Origin of the sequence: Psittacicella hinzii, from assembly GCF_003585935.1 — a bacterium.
In the GTDB taxonomy this organism is placed as follows: Bacteria; Pseudomonadota; Gammaproteobacteria; order Enterobacterales; family Psittacicellaceae; genus Psittacicella; species Psittacicella hinzii.
On the sequence record NZ_NRJG01000105.1, the window covers coordinates 1 to 19,597 of the forward strand.

17 protein-coding genes are annotated in these 19,597 nt (G+C 33.0%); 7 read left to right on the forward strand and 10 right to left on the reverse strand.

The window, feature by feature from the left end:
- Positions 1-75: 75 nt before the first annotated feature.
- Together rsgA and CKF58_RS05790 are read right to left on the reverse strand one after the other, a co-directional pair.
- Positions 76-1,131, reverse strand: coding sequence for a ribosome small subunit-dependent GTPase A (gene rsgA / locus CKF58_RS05785; RefSeq protein WP_119531886.1), 1,056 nt, complete (start codon positions 1,129-1,131; stop codon positions 76-78).
- A 65-nt stretch (positions 1,132-1,196) separates the two neighbouring features.
- Complete coding sequence (locus tag CKF58_RS05790; RefSeq protein ID WP_119531888.1) at positions 1,197-1,721, reverse strand: peptidylprolyl isomerase; 525 nt, start codon at positions 1,719-1,721, stop codon at positions 1,197-1,199.
- Between the two features lie 240 nt (positions 1,722-1,961).
- On the opposite strand from CKF58_RS05790, the gene cysS reads away from it, so the two are divergent.
- The 6 genes from cysS (at position 1,962) to glmU (ending at position 8,067) form a co-directional block, all read left to right on the forward strand.
- Positions 1,962-3,380, forward strand: a complete 1,419-nt coding sequence (gene cysS, locus CKF58_RS05795; RefSeq protein ID WP_119531890.1) for a cysteine--tRNA ligase — start codon at positions 1,962-1,964, stop codon at positions 3,378-3,380.
- Position 3,381: 1 nt separating this feature from the next.
- Complete coding sequence (locus CKF58_RS05800; protein WP_119531892.1) at positions 3,382-4,728, forward strand: TolC family protein; 1,347 nt, start codon at positions 3,382-3,384, stop codon at positions 4,726-4,728.
- A gap of 345 nt (positions 4,729-5,073) precedes the next feature.
- Positions 5,074-5,502 (forward strand): 50S ribosomal protein L13, encoded by a 429-nt coding sequence (gene rplM / locus CKF58_RS05805; protein ID WP_119531894.1) that lies wholly within the window; start codon positions 5,074-5,076, stop codon positions 5,500-5,502.
- Positions 5,503-5,517: 15 nt separating this feature from the next.
- Positions 5,518-5,910, forward strand: coding sequence for a 30S ribosomal protein S9 (rpsI, locus tag CKF58_RS05810; protein WP_119531896.1), 393 nt, complete (start codon positions 5,518-5,520; stop codon positions 5,908-5,910).
- A 193-nt stretch (positions 5,911-6,103) separates the two neighbouring features.
- A complete protein-coding gene (gene tpx, locus CKF58_RS05815; protein ID WP_119531898.1) occupies positions 6,104-6,616 on the forward strand; it encodes a thiol peroxidase in 513 nt (170 codons plus the stop codon).
- A gap of 65 nt (positions 6,617-6,681) precedes the next feature.
- Entirely contained in the window at positions 6,682-8,067 is a 1,386-nt protein-coding gene (glmU, locus tag CKF58_RS05820) for a bifunctional UDP-N-acetylglucosamine diphosphorylase/glucosamine-1-phosphate N-acetyltransferase GlmU (protein ID WP_119531900.1), read from the forward strand.
- A 103-nt stretch (positions 8,068-8,170) separates the two neighbouring features.
- On the opposite strand, the gene CKF58_RS05825 is transcribed toward glmU, so the two are convergent.
- From CKF58_RS05825 to ribH, 4 genes are all read right to left on the reverse strand, one after another.
- Positions 8,171-10,141: a transglycosylase SLT domain-containing protein gene (locus CKF58_RS05825; RefSeq protein ID WP_119531902.1), complete on the reverse strand. Its 1,971-nt coding sequence runs from the start codon at positions 10,139-10,141 to the stop codon at positions 8,171-8,173.
- 118 nt (positions 10,142-10,259) lie between these two features.
- Positions 10,260-11,951 (reverse strand): glutamyl-tRNA reductase, encoded by a 1,692-nt coding sequence (gene hemA / locus CKF58_RS05830; protein WP_119531904.1) that lies wholly within the window; start codon positions 11,949-11,951, stop codon positions 10,260-10,262.
- 47 nt (positions 11,952-11,998) lie between these two features.
- The gene (gene nusB / locus CKF58_RS05835) at positions 11,999-12,502 is read right to left on the reverse strand and encodes a transcription antitermination factor NusB (protein WP_119531906.1); all 504 of its coding nucleotides are present in this window, start codon (positions 12,500-12,502) and stop codon (positions 11,999-12,001) included.
- A gap of 5 nt (positions 12,503-12,507) precedes the next feature.
- Positions 12,508-12,981 carry a 6,7-dimethyl-8-ribityllumazine synthase gene (ribH, locus tag CKF58_RS05840; protein WP_119531908.1) on the reverse strand — a complete coding sequence of 158 codons (474 nt, stop codon included), beginning with the start codon at positions 12,979-12,981 and terminating at the stop codon, positions 12,508-12,510.
- 507 nt (positions 12,982-13,488) lie between these two features.
- Here ribH and CKF58_RS05845 point away from each other — a divergent pair.
- Positions 13,489-15,192 carry a ShlB/FhaC/HecB family hemolysin secretion/activation protein gene (locus CKF58_RS05845; protein WP_119531910.1) on the forward strand — a complete coding sequence of 568 codons (1,704 nt, stop codon included), beginning with the start codon at positions 13,489-13,491 and terminating at the stop codon, positions 15,190-15,192.
- Between the two features lie 116 nt (positions 15,193-15,308).
- Here CKF58_RS05845 and CKF58_RS05850 read toward each other — a convergent pair whose 3' ends face one another.
- From CKF58_RS05850 to gmk, 4 genes are all read right to left on the reverse strand, one after another.
- Positions 15,309-15,953 carry a hypothetical protein gene (locus CKF58_RS05850; protein ID WP_119531911.1) on the reverse strand — a complete coding sequence of 215 codons (645 nt, stop codon included), beginning with the start codon at positions 15,951-15,953 and terminating at the stop codon, positions 15,309-15,311.
- A gap of 1 nt (position 15,954) precedes the next feature.
- The gene (locus CKF58_RS05855) at positions 15,955-18,090 is read right to left on the reverse strand and encodes an ATP-dependent DNA helicase RecG (RefSeq protein ID WP_222987729.1); all 2,136 of its coding nucleotides are present in this window, start codon (positions 18,088-18,090) and stop codon (positions 15,955-15,957) included.
- A gap of 80 nt (positions 18,091-18,170) precedes the next feature.
- Positions 18,171-18,743 carry a DNA-directed RNA polymerase subunit omega gene (gene rpoZ, locus CKF58_RS05860; protein ID WP_119531915.1) on the reverse strand — a complete coding sequence of 191 codons (573 nt, stop codon included), beginning with the start codon at positions 18,741-18,743 and terminating at the stop codon, positions 18,171-18,173.
- Between the two features lie 145 nt (positions 18,744-18,888).
- Entirely contained in the window at positions 18,889-19,464 is a 576-nt protein-coding gene (gmk, locus tag CKF58_RS05865; protein WP_119531917.1) for a guanylate kinase, read from the reverse strand.
- Positions 19,465-19,597: the final 133 nt, after the last annotated feature.

The window sequence follows — 19,597 nt, forward strand, 5'->3', positions numbered from 1 at the left end:
ATACTAGTTTTGTGGCTAAAAAGGGTAAAAACTTAAAAAGTTATTTAGGGATTTAACCTTGTTTAAGTTTTAATTTTATTTATCAGATTTATCAATGTTTAGTAGATGTAATAAATTCTGGTAACGAAAATCAGCTATCTTATTTTCGGCATGAATTCTTTGGATTCCACAACCTAAATTATTGTGGTGGTTACAATCTGAAAAGCGACAGGCATAATTAGGATCGCGAAGTTCTTTATAACCATAAATAACTTCTTGCTCGGTATAGTTATCAACACTAAATTCTCGTATACCAGGGCTATCTATTAAAGCGCTATGATCGTTAATTTTAAATAAGCGAGAAGTAGTAGTTGTATGCTTACCTAATCTAGTGTCACTGTTGATTTCTCCGGTTAACATTAATTCTTTACCAAAAATAGCGTTAATTAGAGAAGATTTTCCAACACCTGTTTGTCCCACAAAAATATGAATACCTTGATCTAATTGGGAGATGATTTTATCTATATTTAAATGGGTTTTGGTTGAAGTTGCGAAAATGGTATAACCTAATTCGTGGTAATAGTTAATAATACGTTCAACTTCTAGTTGTTGTTCCGGATTATCAATTAAATCCACCTTATTAATAATGATTAGAGGTTTTACTTTACAATTTTCAGCGACAATTAAGTAACGATCGATAATTTCTGTATTTAATACAGGATTGATCGATGAAGTAATGATCATGGTGCTAACATTAGCTACTACATTACGTTCTTTATTAAAGTAATAACGACTAATCAAATTAAAGCGTTCTTCTTTCTCTACAATGAAGTATTGTTGCTCATTTATCTGATAATAGTAAACGATATCTCCAACAACTAAATCATCTAAAGAAGCTTTCATAAAACAGCGTACGTAACTATCGGTAAAACAGTCATCATTTAAAGGCATGACATCAGCTGATTTTCCATATCTACTAATAATAATGCCTTTGTGTATTTCTAAGGTTTGTTGGTTATCTGCAACAAAAGACTCTATATTAGATAGTTCTTTATTATGTTTTTCTTGTTTGCGCTGGATAATGCTTTGACGATTACGATGAATGTTTTCTTGTTGTTTTTTCGATAAGTGACGCTTTTTGTTGTGTGTCATAAAGCAAGAAAATGAGAGATATACTAAAAGCAGGCTATGCTAAGCCTGCTTTTAACAGTTATTGATTAATTAAGGCGGTAAGCTTTAAGGATAACTAGAGGAGATGTTGGAACATCTCTACGATCAGTTTGTGTATTATTTGAAGTTTCAAGTACTAAGTCATTACCTTCAAGTACTTCACCAAATACAGTGTAACCCCATTGTCCGCTACCTGCGCTTGCACCTTCTTTATAATCTAAGAAAGCGTTGTCTTTTAAATTAATGTAAAATTGACTTGTTGCTGAATGCGGAGCCATGGTTCTTGCATAAGCAACGGTAAATTTTGCATTTGATAAAAGGTTTTGTGATTCGTTTTTAACTGGAGCACGAGTAATTTTCTCTTCTCCATTAACATCATAACCACCACCTTGTAAAACAAAGTTTTTCACTAAACGGTGGAAAATTGTATTGTCGTAAAAACCTTCATCAACGTATTGTAAAAAGTTAGCTACTGATTCAGGAGCTTGGTCATCATATAAACCGATAGAGATGTTACCAAAACTTGTTTCTAACATCACACGTGTTTGAACTTTAGCAATTGTATTACTCATAAAATTCTCGGTAAGAGTTGATTGAATAAAATTTTTGCTCCCATTATAGCATAAGAGAAAGATCTTCCTAAATATGAGTGTCTGGCTCGGGAAGATATTTTCCTTTGATTTTAATTTTGTTAGAAAATTTTAGTATAATATGAGTTTAAAATGCATAAACAAGCCTTGAATAAAGCGAAATAAATTATTAATAATTTGTTCAAAGCAACTATCTCTAGATTAAGGAATTGTAAGTAATCTATGTCTGAGTTAAAACTATTTAATAGTTATAATAGAACCAAAGAAGTGTTTAAGCCGATTGTCCCAGGTAAAATCGGTATGTACGTATGTGGTCCAACTGTATATGATCTATGTCATGCTGGTAATGGTAGAACTTTTGTTGCTTTTGACACCATAGTTAGATTCTTACGTTTTAGAGGTTATGAAGTAAAATTTGTACGTAATATCACTGATATTGATGATAAGATTATCAACCGTGCAAACGAAAATAATGAAAGTTTTAGTGCTTTAGCTGAACGTATGGCAGCTGAAATGCACAAAGACCTCGAAAAATTAAATGTATTAGCTCCAGATGTAGAACCTAGAGCTAGTCAAGTAATTCCTGAAATCATTGCTATGTGTCAGGATTTACAAGATAAAGGTTTTGCTTATCAAAATTCAGATGGTGATTTACTCTTTAGAGTAACAGCATTTAAGGATTATGGTAAGTTATCTCATCAAGTATTAGATCAACTACAATTCGGTGTGCGAACCGAGATTTCACAAAATAAAGAATCAAATCTTGATTTTGTATTATGGAAATCGGCAAAACCAGGTGAACCTTTTTGGGAATCTCCATGGGGCAATGGACGTCCAGGTTGGCATATTGAATGTTCTGCAATGAACAACAAATTCTTAGGATCTAATTTTGATATTCATGGCGGTGGTAACGATTTACAATTCCCACACCATGAAAATGAAATTGCACAATCATGTTGTGCAACTGGCGACAAGTTTGCTAATTACTGGTTACATAGTGGTATGGTAATGGTAGATAAAGAAAAAATGTCAAAATCATTAAATAACTTCTTTACTATCAGAACACTTCTCGATAAATATGAATCTGAAGCTGTAAGATTTTTCTTAGCAGGTGCTCATTATCGTTCAGATTTAAACTATTCTACTGAAAACTTAGAAATAGCAACTCGTTCATTAGATCGCTTATATACAGCTTTAAAAGGCAATTGCGATCAAACTTTTGCAAAAGACTACACAGCCGCAGAATTAATTGCAGAATATGGTGAAAACCCATATGTTGAAAAATTCTTAGCTGCAATGAATGATGATTTTAATGCTCCTGAAGCTATTGCGGTTTTATTTGAACTAGTATCACTTATAAATACAACCGAGAATATTCAAGAAAAAACTCGCTTAGCTCATATTCTTCGCTCTTTAGGTAATGTTTTCGGTATTTTCTATAAAACAACAGATCAATATTTTAATAGTTTAGATAAATTAGATGTTGATCCTGCTTATATTGAAGAACTTATTGCAAAACGCGCTAAAGCTCGTGCTGAAAAAGACTGGGCTACTGCCGATCAAGTGCGTGATGAATTAAATCGTCTAAATATTATTTTAGAAGATGGAGCTAATGGCTGTACGTGGAAGGTAAAAAAATAAAATGAAAAAATTTAGATTAGCAACTATTGCAAGTCTGCTTACTTGTATTGCGGCAAGTAGCGCACAAGCAATTACATTAGAAGAAAGTTATCAACTAGCATTAAAAAACGATTTGACTTTTGCTAGTGCCGCTTCAACCCTACAAGGAACTATTGCACAAGCAAATACTAATTACGCTGGTGTTTTACCATCTGTAGGTTTTACCTATAGCTGGACTATGTCACGTAATTTAGAAGCTTCACGTGATTTACAAAGTTACTTATCAACAGTGCGTTTAGCTTTAAGCCAAAATATTTTTGACTGGGCTTCGTTCTTAAAATTAGACGTAGCTGCTAAAACGAAAAAACAAGCTGAAATTACTTATACAACAGCACAACAAGATCTTATCAACCGTGTTATTACTCGTTATTTAGCAGTTTTATCTGCAAATGCTAATGTGCAAATTGCAGAAAATCAAGTTAAATATAATACTCAAGTATATAACACTGCTAATGTGAGATATCAAGCAGGTGTAGTTTCTTCTGCTGACGTGGATACAGCAAGTGCAAATTTATCTAATGCTAATGCAACGTTATTAAGTGCACAAACAGCATTAAATACTGCAATTGCTAACTTAAAACTTGTAGTAGGTAAAGAAGCAGATCTTTCTACTTTATATGCTATTGATAATAAAGTTACACCTAAACTAACTTATCCTACAGACGTGAACAGTATTCAAAACAATTTAAGCTTAAAATCTTTAGCTATGACTAAAGAGTTAGCGCGCTTAAATCACAGTGTAGCAATTGCCGCGTATTTGCCAACTCTTTCTTTAACAGCAGCCTTAGCTAATAACTCAGCAAATAACGTTAATATTGCTGAGCATGGTTGGGGTGCGGCTCACCGTTTAGATCGTGTACAAGTTGGTATTACTTTAACAGTACCTATTTTTACTGGTGGTTCAACCTACAATAGCTCTAAATACTATAAATCACTATATGAAACTTCTTCATATAGTTATGATCAAACATTTATTTCTACAGAAAGTAACTTTACAAACAACTTACTTTCGATCAAAGCTGATGAAAAAATTATTAATAGCTATAGCAATAGTTACACTTCAGCTTTAAAAGCATATAATGCTAAAACTGCTGGCTATAAAGTAGGTACTTCTTCACTAACTGATCTAATTAGTGCTGTAAATACTTTATACCAAACAGAAAGTAATCTAACTAATGCAAAATACGATTACATTACTGCAGTTATTTCACAAAAAGTATTAGCTGGTAATCTAACCGAAGACGATATTAAAGAAGTTTCTAAACTTCTAACAGTAAGTCAAAAAATTTCATTACCAAGTAATGATTAAGAAAAATATACATTTTTAAAATGTATATGCTATAATAAGCAGGTTAAGTGGATTCATGATATCTCATGGATCCTCTTTTGTGTCTGATTGAGTACAAGGCTTCCCAGTTGATTGTCGTGAAGTGAGTAAACTCAAAATTTTAGACACTAGTACAGAAAATTTTGGTATAATTTCCTCAACCTTTTGCATCTGGTTTTCCCACCAATAAAGCGAGTTAGAATTTATTAAATTCTAATTAGGTTTTTTATTATTGCAATCAATACTTATTTGGTCGTAGTTGGTTGAATTGGTATGAGATTTTAATAAAAAACTAAGGTTAAATTTTACAATTTGGAATTACATTACATGAAAACTTTTGTTGCAAAGACTCATGAAGTTAAACGCGAATGGTTATTAGTTGACGCAAGTGGTAAAACACTTGGTCGTTTAGCTACTGAAATTGCATCTCGTTTACGTGGTAAACACAAACCTGAGTACACACCTCACGTTGATACAGGTGATTACGTAGTAGTTATCAATGCTTCTAAAATCAAAGTAACTGGTCAAAAAGCTTCTGATAAAATCTATTACCACCACTCTGGTTTCCCAGGTGGTATTAAACAAGCTACTTTTGAAGAATTACAACAACGTAACCCATTAGCAGCTATCGAAATCGCTGTTAAAGGTATGCTACCAAAAGGTCCACTAGGCCGTCAAATGTTCCGTAAACTAAAAGTTTACGCGGGCGCAGAACACGCACACGTTGCTCAAAATCCAAAAGCAGTTGAACTTTAATAGAGGAATAGATTAATGTCAGATAAACAATACTACGGTACAGGTCGTCGTAAAAGTTCTTCAGCTCGTGTGTTTTTAAGAGCTGGTTCTGGTAAAATTACTGTAAACGGTCGTGATGTTGACGCATATTTTGGTCGTGAAACATCAGTGATGGTAGTAAAACAACCTTTAGAACTTTTAAATCTTTCAGAAAAATTCGATTTATACGTAACAGTTAAAGGTGGCGGTATTTCAGGTCAAGCTGGTGCTGTTCGTTTAGGTTTAACTCGTGCTCTAATGGAGTATGATGCAGACTTCCGTAAAGATTTACGTGCTGCAGGCTTCGTTACTCGTGATGCTCGTAAAGTTGAACGTAAGAAAGTTGGTAAAACTAAAGCTCGTAAAAGCGTACAATACTCTAAACGTTAATTTAGTTTTATTATTTATTTTAAAGCTTGTAGCATGTGCTACAAGCTTTTAATTTTGTCTAAAAAATATCATTTGCTTTTGAGAATAGGTGTTTACAGACTGTACTCGTACGATTTTTTCCTAATCTAAAGTTGTGGTATAATTAAGTCGAGATTAATCTCCCAATTCTATTATAAATTTATAAGGGTTATCTATGACAAGCGTAACATTCCAAGGTACTCCAGTAAAATTATCTGGAGAGCGTTTAGTTAAAGTAGGCGATAATCTAGCTGATTTAACTGTAACGAAAGCTGATTTAACTGATACACAATTAGCTAGTTACAAAGGAAACGTAATTGTATTAAATATTTTCCCATCTATTGATACAGGTGTTTGTGCAATGTCTGTTCGCACATTTAACGCTGTTTTAGATAAATTAGAGAATACTAAAGTTCTTTGTGTTTCAGCAGATTTACCTTTTGCTCAAAGTCGTTTTTGTGGCGCTGAAAACTTACAGAACGTAGAAACAGTTTCATTATTCCGTCACCCTGAAACTGGAAGCTCATTAGGTTTTACTTTAGCTGAAGGTCCTTTAGCGGGATTAACAGCTCGTGGCGTTGTTGTTTTAGATAAAAATTTAACTGTACGTTACGTAGAATTATCTCCTGAAATCGCACAAGCGGTAGACTTTGATAAAGCAGTAGAAGTTGCTAAATCATTAGTTTAATTACATTTTATCTAAAACCATTAGGTATATTTTATACTTAATGGTTTTTTTATTAAGTGAAGACTATGCAAAACAGAGAATTTTGCTCAATTGTATTAGCAGCTGGTGCTGGTACTCGCATGAAAAGCGAAGTGCCGAAAATGATGCATAAGGTTGCACATAAATCAATGATTGAGCATGTATTAGATCAAATTGATCTTTTACAACCAATTAAAAATTATATTGTGTACGGTTATAAAGGTGAAATGTTACAGGATCACTTAAGTGCACGTACGAATTTAATTTGGGCTTACCAAGATAAACAATTAGGTACAGCACATGCTACTAAAGTAGCTGCTGATTTAATTGCAGAAAATGTGACTACTTTAGTATTATTTTCTGATAATCCTTTAATCAAGGCTAGCACTTTAGAAAAATTATTAGAGCAAGTTGAGCAAGGTGCAGATTTAGCTTTATTAACTACTTATTTAGATAATCCATATGGTTATGGACGTGTAGTTAAAGATGCTAATGGCAACATTTGTGCAATTGTTGAGCAAAAAGATTCTAATCCAGAGCAACAAGCAATTAAAGAAGTTTATACTGGGATTTTAGCAATTAATAGTAAAAACTTGCAAAACTTACTTGCACAAGTTGATAATAAAAATGCTAATAATGAATATTATTTAACCGATATTATCAAATTAGCTTCACAGGCTGGACAAAAAGTAACAAGCGTTGCAACTACTCCGTTAGAAGTATCTTCTGCTAATACTAAATTCCAATTAGCTCAATTAGAAGATTACTACCAACAAAGTAAAATGCAAGAGTTAGCCGAGCAAGGTTTAAGTTTACGCTCAACAATGCCAGGAACTTTTGCCCTAAGAGGTGAATTAACTTTTGATGAAGACTGTGAAGTTGATCTAAATTGCCAATTTAACGGGCAAGTGCAATTAGGTAAGAGAGTTAAAATTGGTCAAGGTTGTATTATTACTAATGCAACTATTGGTGATGATACAGTTATTGAGCCTTATACTATAATCGAAAACGCTTCTGTTGGTAATGGTTGTGCAATTGGACCATTTGCTCGTTTACGTCCGAATTCGCAAATTTTAGATAAAGCTAAAGTTGGTAATTTCGTAGAAACGAAAAATACCACATTAGGCGTAGGTTCTAAAGCTAATCATCTCGCATATCTTGGTGATACTACAGTAGGCTCTAAAGTAAATATTGGTGCTGGAGTAATTACTTGCAACTATGACGGAGCTAATAAATTCAAGACTATTATCGGTGATAACGTATTTGTAGGCTCTGATTGTCAGTTAGTAGCTCCAGTAACTATTGCTGATGGCGCAACTATTGCCGCTGGTACTACTGTATTAAAAAACGTTGAAGGAGCATACTTAGTTTTAAATCCAAAACAAACTAAGGTAAATCCAGATTGGCAACGTCCAGAAAAAATTAAAAAATAGTTAATCCTATTTAGGATTGTCTGTATTAAAAAATTTAATATAGCTTAAGTGAGCTATGATTTTTTATAAAAGTAAAGAGGAGATCATATGATCTCCTCTTATTTTAATATCTTCTATTCCATTCATTGTCATAAATGGTAACAGGTTGTTTAACTTTTTGAATAATTTGATTGTAGTAATCGTAAGTTAAAGTGTTCATTACGTAGTTTCGCGTTTCATTAAACGGAATTGAAGCTACGAATTCATCAAATGCTAATCTACCTGCTGAATAATTTAACCATTGGTTAATGCGTCCTGGACCAGCATTATAACCAATTGCAGCAAATGCACGGTTATTTTCATATTTATCTAGTAATTCTGATAAATGGAACGTACCTAAGGCAATTGCGGTTTGTGGATTCGTTAAATCACGAACTGAAGTATATGGAATACCTGCATTTTGTGCTGTACGTTTTGCTGTAGCACTAATAAACTGCATTAGCCCATATGCTTTAGCAGGAGATTGTGCGTTGTAGTTCCAAGCTGATTCTTGTCTAGCAATCGCCTGAGCAAATGTTTTAGTAACTGATACTTGTTGAGTGAAATCAGTAAACAAATTTGCATAAGCATCAGGGAAACGTGCTAAAAGATTGTCACGTAATTTTTGGCGAATTGAACTGTTTACACCTAAGTAATATAACCCACGCTCGTATGACCAATTAATTAAACCGGTATATTCATCATCCACATTTAGGTTATACCAAAGGGTGAAAGCTAAAGTAGTATCGTTATTTGCATCTGCTTCAGCAATAGCTGCACTATACCAAGGTAATTCAGATTCTAAGTTATATGGCGTATTTAAACGAACTACTAAATCACTAATTGCAGAATAAGGTTTATCTAACTTTTTGCTCGCAACTAAGCCATAAAAGCCTTGCGTAGTTGAAAGATTTTCATAAATGCGACGTGCTGTGCGTGGATCATCATTTTCAACTGAGCGAGCAATCCAGTATTGCCATTCTGAAGAGTTTTGTTTTTCAGGAGAAAGTAATTTTAAATAAGCACTGTAATTCTCTTTATTACGAAGTGCACTTCGAATTAAAATCTCTAAAACGCGATCAGATGGATAGCTGGTAATATATTGTTTTACCACTTCGATCGGAAGTTTGCTGTAATAAACATCAATATATCTGGCAATAGTTTCTTTCTTAAACTCGTTGCTCACGTTAAAGTTATTAACGTAGTTAATGAAATCAGTTAAGCTTGTTTGATCTACATAGCCAAACTTAACCACCATATTGCGAATAAAATTATTATTAATTTGATCGTAATATTGACCTGATCTATAGTTTGTGTAGATAAACTCTGGATTAGCTGCAGCTGTTTGTGCATAGCTTAATAAAGATGATGTATTTTGTGAAGCGCGACCTAAATAACTATAGCTATTTAGATTTTTACTTTTAGCAATAAACGTATTAATTGCTTGTTCATTGTCACTATTAACTAAACCAGCACTTACATATGCTCGGGTGTATTTATAACAAACGCTATTTAAACCACTAAATGCTTCATTAAAGTAATTACTAAGTTCTTGTTTATCTAAACTTAAATAATTGTTTAATGCAGATAGACCTATAGCACATTTAGCAGTTACATTGTATGGTAAATTACCAAATGCTTTGTATTGGTCAGCAACTTCACTATATGCTTCATCATTAATATACTTAGTCCAAGTGGTACTAATTAGGCGTAAAGTAAAATTAGCGGTTGGGAAATAGGTACGATAGTAATCAGCGTAATCTTTTAGATAGAATTGGTCTGGGTAGGCGTTTAAAACGTTGGTTAAGGCAATTGGGTAAAGAACGTATCCTTTTAAACCATTGAGACGAGATTGTAGATCAGTATAGGTTTCGCTAGTTAACGTTTTGTTGGCGTTAATGAACTCTTGTAGCGAATTGTAGGCAAATCGTTGATTTGTACTTGTAGGTAAATTGTTTGTTGCTTTTAAATCGCTGTAATTTAGGATCTGATTGGCTTGTGAAAGGTTAATGCCTGATAGGGCTAAAATACAGCCTAATATAATTAGTTTGTGCATTGGCTTAATGTTATTAAGTCTAGTTTATCGTGTGTCAAAAAATTATATCACTAAAATACATAAAATTAGGAGATAAATCTCCCTAAAAATTAAGACTATAGGTGGTTATCCTATAGTCTTAAATCCTTTTTTTCTTAAATTTAACTAGACCTATGCCTAAGTCTTCATTATATTCATCAGTAGCTTCGCTTTTTTGCTCAATGATTTGTACTAAATCATTTAATAGTTGATTCTCAAGCATTTGATAATCTAAAGGAATAAATACACCCTTAGTTTTATCAAAGTTTTGCGTTGCAAGATCCTTTTGTTGAGCATATGCTTGCTGATGGAAAGGGCATTTACTAGTGTCGCCTGTAGCTTTAATGCTGTTTACAGGAATTGTACTTTTAGCATTGTGATAAGTTAAAGGGGTACTTTGATTGCGAATTTTGCAATCACTAAATTGTACCGATTTATCTTTACAACACGTTTGTTTAAAAATATCTTTGTTTAGTGTGTCTGTAATAACTTCTTGAATCGTATCTTTATCACGACGATCGAGATAAGTAGACAGATCAGCAAGTTGACATGTTTGCCCATTTTTAATTAACGAAGAAAGCATTAAAGTCGGAGTATGTAAGATTTTATTAGTTAAAGAAATTGACAGATTTTCTAAAACTTGTTCGATATCTTCGCCTTTACCTAAAGCATGTTTTGCTTCTTCGACTAAGTTCTTACGATGTTGATTGATCGCATTGCGATATTCAACAATAATATCATTACCTTGTAATATGCGATTATGGGCACTATATCTTTCTAAATAACGATAGATAATAGGTAAAGAATCATCAATAGCTGAACTACGCTTTTGTTTATTTTCTTCTACCATGTGTTGTAAATTATCACGGTTAAATAATTTAACTCCTTGTATATTTACAACAGCAGGATCTATGTCATTTGGAATAGCTAAATCGAATAATAAACAGTCTTGGTAATTACGTTTAGCTTGTACTTCTTGCATTAACTTATTAGTAACAATAAAGTCTTGGGCACTTGTAGAACTAAATACAAGAGAACTTTGTTCTAATACTGCTGGTAATTGCTCTAAAGTATAAGCTTGACCTGTTCCTAACTCGTGCACAAAGTTTTGTGCATTAGCAAAAGAACGGTTTACGATAATTAAGTTATTTAGGTTATTACGTAAAAGATGACGTGCTAAAAGAAGATTTGTTTGTGAAGCACCAATTAATACTATTGGTTGTTTTGCTGCATTAACAGGTAAAACTGAACGTGCGATTTTACAAGCCATATAAGCAATTGAAACGGCATATTTACCAATAGCAGTGTGGGTTCTTACTTCTTTAGCACAAGCAAAAACTTCATCAATTAATTTATAGAACTCTGCTGGAATTTTTAAATTACCAGATGCATAGAATTGTTCCGTAAAATTCATGGCATCTTTAATTTGTCCAGTAATTTGCGGTTCGCCTAAAACTAAACTATCAAGACCGCAAGCAACTTTAAATAAGTGTAAACATGCTTCTTGATTAAGTTTTTGATAAAACTTAGCTAGGTCACTAGTTTCTAATTGATGAATGTTAATAATTGCTTGTTGGATTGAATTGATCCAATGTTCTAAATTATCAACTTTACGTTTATAAATAAATACTTCAGAACGATTACAAGTAGAAATAATTAAAGCGCAGTCGGCTAAATTATTTATAAGTAAATCATGATGAAGTTGCGTCATTTTATCAGCAGAAAAAGCTACCTTTGAACTAAAGCTAGTATCTGCAAGTTGATAATTTGACCCAATAATAAAATAAGACATAAGGGTTGTGATGTATAACCTAGCTATCTATACTCTAAGTTAGATAATTAAAAGCTAATGTCATTAACTTGGTTATCTTCGTCTACGTTTTTATTATTTGTAGCTAGAGAATTATTTTCGTTAGAATTGTACTTCTTATTGGTTGAATCTAGAATCGAGTGGACAAAAGTATGAATACCTTTACCTACCATCGCTTTAGTAACTTCTAAAGCTTCATCAATTACAACTGGAGCTGGAGTAGTCTTATCTAACAGTTCGAAAATAGAATAACGTAAAATAGCACGTACAATCGGGTCAATTAATTTGATATTGCGCGAAGATTGTTGCGCAATAATCTCATCTAGATAATTGATCTGTTGTACTGTACCGAAGAATAAATGACGGAAGTAGTCTTCATCAAAAATAAATGTCGCTTGTTCAGCAGCGTGGAACTCTAAAAATTGAGTGAAAATGTTTGTTGCACTATTTTTCGTTAAATCGTAAGAGTATAAGCACTGACAAGCAGCCAAGCGTGATACGCGGCGTCTTAAATTTGGAGTGTTATTAATCATAGGAATTATTTAGCTGCTTTTTTTAATGAATACATTTGTAATGCTACGTTAGCAGCGTCAATACCTTTATTACCAGCTTTAGTACCACAACGTTCAATAGCTTCTTCGATAGTATTAGTAGTTAATACTCCAAACGATACTGGAACACCAGTTTCTAATGAAATGTTCATAATATTTGAAGCCATTGGACCACATACGTAATCGAAATGAGGTGTTGCTCCACGAATTACTGCACCTAAAGTAATTACAGCGTCAAATTTACCTGATTTAATAACTTCTTTAGCCATAAATGGGATTTCGTAAGCACCAGGTACACGGAATACTGTAATGTTTTCTTCGCTAACGCCACCTGAGTATTTTAAAGTTTCTAAAGCACCAGATAATAAAGCATTAGTTACAAAATCATTAAATTCAGCCAGAATAATGGCACATCTTAATTCAGGATTGTGTAAATATCCTCTTAAAGTTTTAACTGTCATAATTTATAAAGTGTTTAAAACGGATGTTATATGGAAAAATATGATCAAGAATGATATATGTTTTTGAACAGTATTATAGCATAAATAGGTAGTTAAGCGCACTTAAAAGCACGGTTAAAAGCAACCTAATCCCTATAACTTGTAGGTGATTGTAAAAATAAATCAAGGAAGAGATAAAATTACATTTCTTTGAAAATCAATAAAGTCTAGATAAAGGTTTTATTTGTAACTTTATGGTTAAGAGATAAGCCTTATTAACTTGTTTAAGCACTTTTTTCAGAATAATAAACGAAATTATTATATAATAATCTCGAATGCTTTATAAAAAAGGTCAGAGAATGACCTCCTTGCTAGGACAAGGTTTGAATCTATTTTATAGATTATAGGTTAGTTGTTATTTGGGGTATAGCTTTGTGCTTATGAAGCATAAACTATATATACGTCTGAATAGTAATTAGATCCGGAAGTAATTTTTTGGATTGAATTGTTTACTAAAATAACAAGTATATGAAATTTAAAAATAAATTAACTTCAGCTTTATTAGCAGTTTCATTGTTAGGTTTAGGTACTGTTGCTCAACCAACATTTGCAGCAGAAAAATCTAGCTCAACTTCAGAAGCGCAATTTGCTGTTACTAGATACAATTTAACAGGTTATACAGATTCTTCATATATTAAACCTGAAGTTAGAGCTAAGCTCGTTTCTTTATTACAAGAATATACAGGTAATAATGTTACTGTTAGCAAATTAAACGAATTAAGAGCTAAATTACAAGACGTTCTTAATGCAGATGCTAAAGGTGTATTCACTGTAACTTTACCAAATCAAAGAATTACTGAAGGTACTGTAGTTTTCAACATCAACTTCGTTGCTGGTCAAGTAAACTACGGTTCTGCTCCTGGATTTAACCAAGAGAATGTTCGCCGTTCAATTCCTTCTTTACGTGAAGGTGTTCAATTCGTTGCTGGTCGCCCATGGGTTGATGAGCGTGAATTAACAATGGCTGTAGAAAATCCTCTAAAACTAACTCAAGTAGAATATGAGTTACAACCAGGTAAACCAATTACAGCTAACGTAAACGTTGTAGCTCCACGTGGTAAAACATTACGTTATGTTTCTTTAGATAACAGCTCTTCAGATAAAGGTGTTGATTATCTACGTTTTATGTTTGGTTACTTAAATGCTAACTTAACAAATCGTGATGACGTGTTAAACTTAGTATTATTAACTAACCTTAAGAGCTTCGACCGTTACTTCGCTTTCGGTGGTAGTTACTCATTACCATTCTACGATGCACACCAACGTTTAGATGTTTCATTATTCAACTCATCAACTAACCAAGAAGATGTTAGTTATGATAATGAATCTAACTTATTCTATGACGTAAACGGTATCGGTGACGTTGCATTAGTTAACTGGTCATACTACTTACCTCACTTTGATTGGTCTTACTCTAATCAAATTAAATTCCAAACAGGTTTCACATTCAAACGTCTAAAAACTTCTGCTAACTACCGTTTAGGTGATGAAGCATTAGACGAATTAGCAACGAAAAACGTTTACTACATCACTCCATTTAACATTGGTTTTGTAGGTAAAATCGTTCCTGTTCGTGGCATGGAAATCGAGTTCTCTGCTAAATATAACTTCTTCTATGCAGGTTTCTTAGGTACTGACAACATTAATAAATTACGTGTTGCTGGTAACCGTTTAGTAACAGCTGAAAAATACTCAGATTGGTGGACTGCATGGGTTAACTTCAAAGCTGGTTTACCGAAAAACTGGACTTGGGTAACTCAATTAAAAGGTCAATACTCAAAAAAACACTTAGTGTCATCTGAAGTATTTAGTAATGATATTCGTGGCTTCCGTTCTGACTATGGTTCAGGTGATATGGGGGCTTACATCAAAAACGAATTAATTACACCAAGCTTCACAAAAGTTCCTAACTTAGATGTTAAAGCTTATGCATTCTTAGATGCTGGCTGGGTTAAATGGAACAGTGATGAATATGACTACACGTACAACCAAACTAAACGTTATGGTGAAAACAACTCACGTAAAGATAACGTAGTTGCTTCAACTGGTTTAGGTTTACGTACATCTTACAAAGATTGGTCAGCAGACATCTATGGTGCTTACCGTCTTAAAGGTGAAGATGCTAACCGTGGTAAATATTCATTCTGGTTCACAACATCTTACCGTTGGTAATCAAACCACAAAAAAAGAGCGCTTTATGCGCTCTTTTTTTGGTTTTATTACCATTGTAAATTTTTTACAATAATTACGAGTACTGATAAAGTAGAAGTAATTAATGATGATACAGGTTAATGTAAATTTTTAAGATATTTTTTAAATACATCTAAATTAAACAGCTCAGCAACTGCGATCTGAATATATAAATCTTTATAATCTTCACAACCTTGCTTTAGTATTGAATTTCCTTGGGTATTGTCTCGTAATCCTTGTACAGGAATGCGATACATTTTTATACGTAAAAATTCTTGATTATGCACTTGGTCATAAAGATCGTCAACTAATTGCAAATCTTGCTGAAACAGCCAATATCCTATAGGTAAGCTTTGTTGCTTTACCAGAAGATTAATAATGTAATCTTGTATTTGCTGATTATCCGGTAAAGAAATAACAGTAAAACCGCGTAGTACCTTTTCACCATGAGGATTTAATAAATCTATATCACGGATAATATAGTTAGCTAAATCTTGATGGAAGTGTACATTAACTTGTGCTTTACCTTGATCGTAGTCTTCAATTAGTTTAGTTATACTCTTATCATAAGCTAAATTTAATTTAGTAGCAGTATTAGCATTAGCTAAGAGTATCAGTTTATCTTGTTTACTTAAAGTAATAACACGGGTAATAAAATTTTGTAAAGTAATACTGTAAGGAAAATTTTCAACTTGCTCTATAACTTGAGAAGCTTGTTGAAATAAATTGTAAATGGCTTGCATGTTAAGCTAGTAAATACTGTTGTTTGTTTGCATCCCAACGGTTTATTAATTTTGCAGCTAATTCAGGTTCATTGTAGTAGAGATTTTCTGCAAATGCGCTTATTGTTTGGGCAATAAGATGATCTTTAGCTAGATCGGATAACATAAATTGCACTTCTCCAGATTGTGCCGTACCAACAATGTCACCGGATCCTCGTAATTTCATATCTTCTTCGGCAATGACAAAACCATCATTAGTTTGCTTAAATATTTGTAGTCTATTTTTTGTACTTTGCGAAATGCTTTCATCGTAAAGTAAACCGCATGACGAATCAATAGAACCACGTCCTACCCGTCCTCTTAATTGGTGAATTTGTGATAAACCTAAGCGTTCAGGATTTTCAATAATCATAATTGAAGCATTAGGCACATTCACTCCTACCTCAATTACGGTAGTGGCAATTAGCATATCTAATTCGTGATTTTTGAATGCTAACATTACCTCTTCTTTTTCTTGATCTTTCATGCGACCATGAATTAAACCAATACGTACTTCTGGCATTTGCGTGCGCATTAATTCTAAAGCTTGAATAGCACTATGTGCATTATAGTTTTCATTTTCTTCAATTAACACACAAACCCAATATACTTGACGATTTTCATAGTTAATAACATAACGAATACGATTGATTAATTCATGGCGTCGTTTATTACTTAACATGAAAGTTTCGACTGGCATACGACCAGGAGGTAATTCATCAATTATCGATAAATCCAGATCGGCATATAAGGTCATAGCAATGCTACGTGGAGCTGGAGTAGCACTCATCATTAGAGTATGGATTTTAAACTCTTTTTGTTTAGCATTAATTTCTAGACGTTGTTGTACGCCAAAACGATGCTGCTCATCAATTACAGCTAAAGCAAGGTTTTTAAATTCTACCCATTCGGAAAATACCGCATGTGTCCCAACTACTACTTGAACATTACCTGCTTTAATATCTTCATTAACTAAACGTTTAGCTTTAACTCCTAAACGTCCACTAACAAATCCTACTTTAATCCCATAAGGTACTAAAGCATTTTTAATATTATCGTACAATTGTAATGCTAAGATTTCCGTAGGAGCAATGCATGCTGCTTGATAGCCAGCTTCAACAACATGAGCTAAGGATAATAAAGCTACCATGGTTTTACCACAGCCTACATCCCCTTGGATAAGGCGTAACATGGCATTACCACTTGCTAAATCTTTTTCGACGTCTCTATAAGCTCTTAATTGAGCGTCTGTTAACTTGTACGGTAAATCTGCAATAATCTTTTGTACTAATGAAGAGTTTGCAGCAATTTTGGCACAAGGCAGTTTGCGTAAAATATTTTTAGCTTCGATTAAAGATAATTGACGAGCTAAAATTTCTTCGGATATTAAGCGAACAATCCAAGGATTTGAACGATTAATAATATCTTGAGAGCTCGTGCCCACAGGTGGATGATGAATTTTTAATAAGCTTTCTTTAAATGAAAGTTTATTAATATCAAGATAATCAAGAGGAGCTCCTGGGCTCGAGCAATATGGAATTGGAGGATAACCATTAGCCGGTAATAATTCTGGGATTTCAAGTTGCTCAAGCATACTTAACCCATTATTAATTACTTTACGAATAGTATCTTGTTTTAATCCTGAAGTGCTAGGATAAATGGGAGTTAAACTTTTACCTTTACTATCAAGATCTTGTTCTAAAATTTCTGGATGATTAATTTTAAAACCAGTTTGACCGTAAAGATTATTTTCCACTATGCCAAATAAGCTATAAACTTGATTAACTTCGAGTTTTTGATCATACCAATTAGCGCTTGAGAAATAGGTAATTAAAACCGTATCTCCATTAATATCTACGCCATTAACAATTAAACGCACATTATTACGACTAATCTCTTTTTTGTATTTTCCTATAACTAGAATTTTTACGCATACTTTGTTACCCGGAGTCACTTCTGCTAGGGTAAACTCTTGGGTACGATCTTCATAGTTTCTTGGTAAATACATAACTAGTTCTCCTAAATTATGGATACCAAGATTTTCTTTAAACTTAGGTAAATTAGTTTTAGTAATACCTTTTATTTTTTCGATGGGAATGCTGTAAAGAGACGTAGTCATAGGATTAATTTGTGACAGTGTAATAATGCACATATGAAAAAGTGACAAGTGTAGAAACACTTGTCACTTTAAGGGATTATTTAATCGTCTTCAGCTTCTTCAGCTTCAGGAGGAACGATAGTGAAGAAGTCACTAGCATCAAAATCGTCTTCTTCAGAAGCATGCTCATTAGCGAATGCTTTGAAGTCTAATTTTTGATTGTTGAATTCTTCAAGATCAAAATCATTACTTACAGAATTAATTAAACGATCAACTTCATTGTAAGATTCTTTGTTCTCTTGTAATTGATCTAATAATTCTTGACGTTCAAGTGATTCTCTGTTTACGTAACCTTCTTGGATCTCTCTTAGAGCTACTACTGTTGGTTTATCTTTAGTGATAGTATTGTCAACAAATAGTTGGATAGGATTACGTTGTAAAAATCTTAATTGTGCTTCAACTTTACTTTCTTTGCTACCAGTTTTAGCATTTTTAACACGTGCTTGTGCTAGTACTAAAGTTGAAGTATTACGATAGTTGCTTTCTGCTTTAGCAACTGCCGCTTCATAATTCTGAATTTGTCTTGCACGACGAGCTGCTACTGCAATAAGCTCGAAACGGCTATTAATTTTTTTTAAAGCTTGAGTAATATTCGCTGTATTTTTATCTTGCATTTGGCTTACTCTTACGTGAAAACTGCGTAGATGCGGTAAGTTCTTAAAATAGAACTCTCTAAACTTCTCAGTTTAGAACGTGTGTATTCAATAGTCTTGTATTATACCACGATTTATAAACCGTGATTAAGTTTATTTGCAATAACTAATTATGTTTTTCTAATAAAGCTACAAATTCATCGAATGCACGTTCTAGGTTATCATTGAGAATTTGATAGTTATATTCGTCTCTATGGCTCATTTCACTTTCAGCTTTAGCCATTCTCCGTTCAATAACATCCAAAGAATCTGTTTGACGGTTTAATAAACGTTGTTTAAGTTCTTCAATGCTTGGTGGGAGGATAAAAATAGAAATAGCTTCAGGGAATTCTTTACGGACATTTCTAGCTCCTTGCCAGTCAATGTCAAGAATAATATTTATTCCTTGCTCAAGCTTTTCTTTAATAATGCGTTTAGAAGTACCATAATAATTACCAAATACTTCCGCATATTCTAAAAACTCATTGCTCTCAATGAGACGTAAAAAATTATCAACGTCAGTAAAAAAGTAATGTACACCATCAACTTCACCTGGTCTTACTGGACGGGTAGTATGTGATACTGATAAATAGTACTTACCACTTTTATCTGAACTTAATAATTTTTGTATAAGAGTACTTTTCCCAGTTCCAGATGGTGCTGAGATGATAAAAAGATGACCTTTTTTACTAGGTTTTGGCATAACAAATTGCGAAAAACGGCTCGTAAATTATCTTTAATATATTTGTAGATAAAGCCTTAATTTACAAGTAAGACGTTTGTAATTTAAAACTAAATTAGATTGCGTTATATTATATAATAGACTGTTATATTTT

Excerpts from the sequence above, each read along its gene's own strand:
- CKF58_RS05850 (WP_119531911.1), bottom strand. The coding sequence starts at position 15,953 with ATGCAAGCCATTTACAATTTATTTCAACAAGCTTCTCAAGTTATAGAG.
- rpsI (WP_119531896.1), top strand. The coding sequence starts at position 5,518 with ATGTCAGATAAACAATACTACGGTACAGGTCGTCGTAAAAGTTCTTCA.
- rsgA (WP_119531886.1), bottom strand. The coding sequence starts at position 1,131 with ATGACACACAACAAAAAGCGTCACTTATCGAAAAAACAACAAGAAAAC.
- CKF58_RS05855 (WP_222987729.1), bottom strand. The coding sequence starts at position 18,090 with ATGACTACGTCTCTTTACAGCATTCCCATCGAAAAAATAAAAGGTATT.
- hemA (WP_119531904.1), bottom strand. The coding sequence starts at position 11,951 with ATGTCTTATTTTATTATTGGGTCAAATTATCAACTTGCAGATACTAGC.
- gmk (WP_119531917.1), bottom strand. The coding sequence starts at position 19,464 with ATGCCAAAACCTAGTAAAAAAGGTCATCTTTTTATCATCTCAGCACCA.
- CKF58_RS05800 (WP_119531892.1), top strand. The coding sequence starts at position 3,382 with ATGAAAAAATTTAGATTAGCAACTATTGCAAGTCTGCTTACTTGTATT.
- CKF58_RS05845 (WP_119531910.1), top strand. The coding sequence starts at position 13,489 with ATGAAATTTAAAAATAAATTAACTTCAGCTTTATTAGCAGTTTCATTG.
- tpx (WP_119531898.1), top strand. The coding sequence starts at position 6,104 with ATGACAAGCGTAACATTCCAAGGTACTCCAGTAAAATTATCTGGAGAG.
- rplM (WP_119531894.1), top strand. The coding sequence starts at position 5,074 with ATGAAAACTTTTGTTGCAAAGACTCATGAAGTTAAACGCGAATGGTTA.
- CKF58_RS05790 (WP_119531888.1), bottom strand. The coding sequence starts at position 1,721 with ATGAGTAATACAATTGCTAAAGTTCAAACACGTGTGATGTTAGAAACA.
- ribH (WP_119531908.1), bottom strand. The coding sequence starts at position 12,981 with ATGACAGTTAAAACTTTAAGAGGATATTTACACAATCCTGAATTAAGA.
- CKF58_RS05825 (WP_119531902.1), bottom strand. The coding sequence starts at position 10,141 with ATGCACAAACTAATTATATTAGGCTGTATTTTAGCCCTATCAGGCATT.
- nusB (WP_119531906.1), bottom strand. The coding sequence starts at position 12,502 with ATGATTAATAACACTCCAAATTTAAGACGCCGCGTATCACGCTTGGCT.
- rpoZ (WP_119531915.1), bottom strand. The coding sequence starts at position 18,743 with ATGCAAGATAAAAATACAGCGAATATTACTCAAGCTTTAAAAAAAATT.
- glmU (WP_119531900.1), top strand. The coding sequence starts at position 6,682 with ATGCAAAACAGAGAATTTTGCTCAATTGTATTAGCAGCTGGTGCTGGT.
- cysS (WP_119531890.1), top strand. The coding sequence starts at position 1,962 with ATGTCTGAGTTAAAACTATTTAATAGTTATAATAGAACCAAAGAAGTG.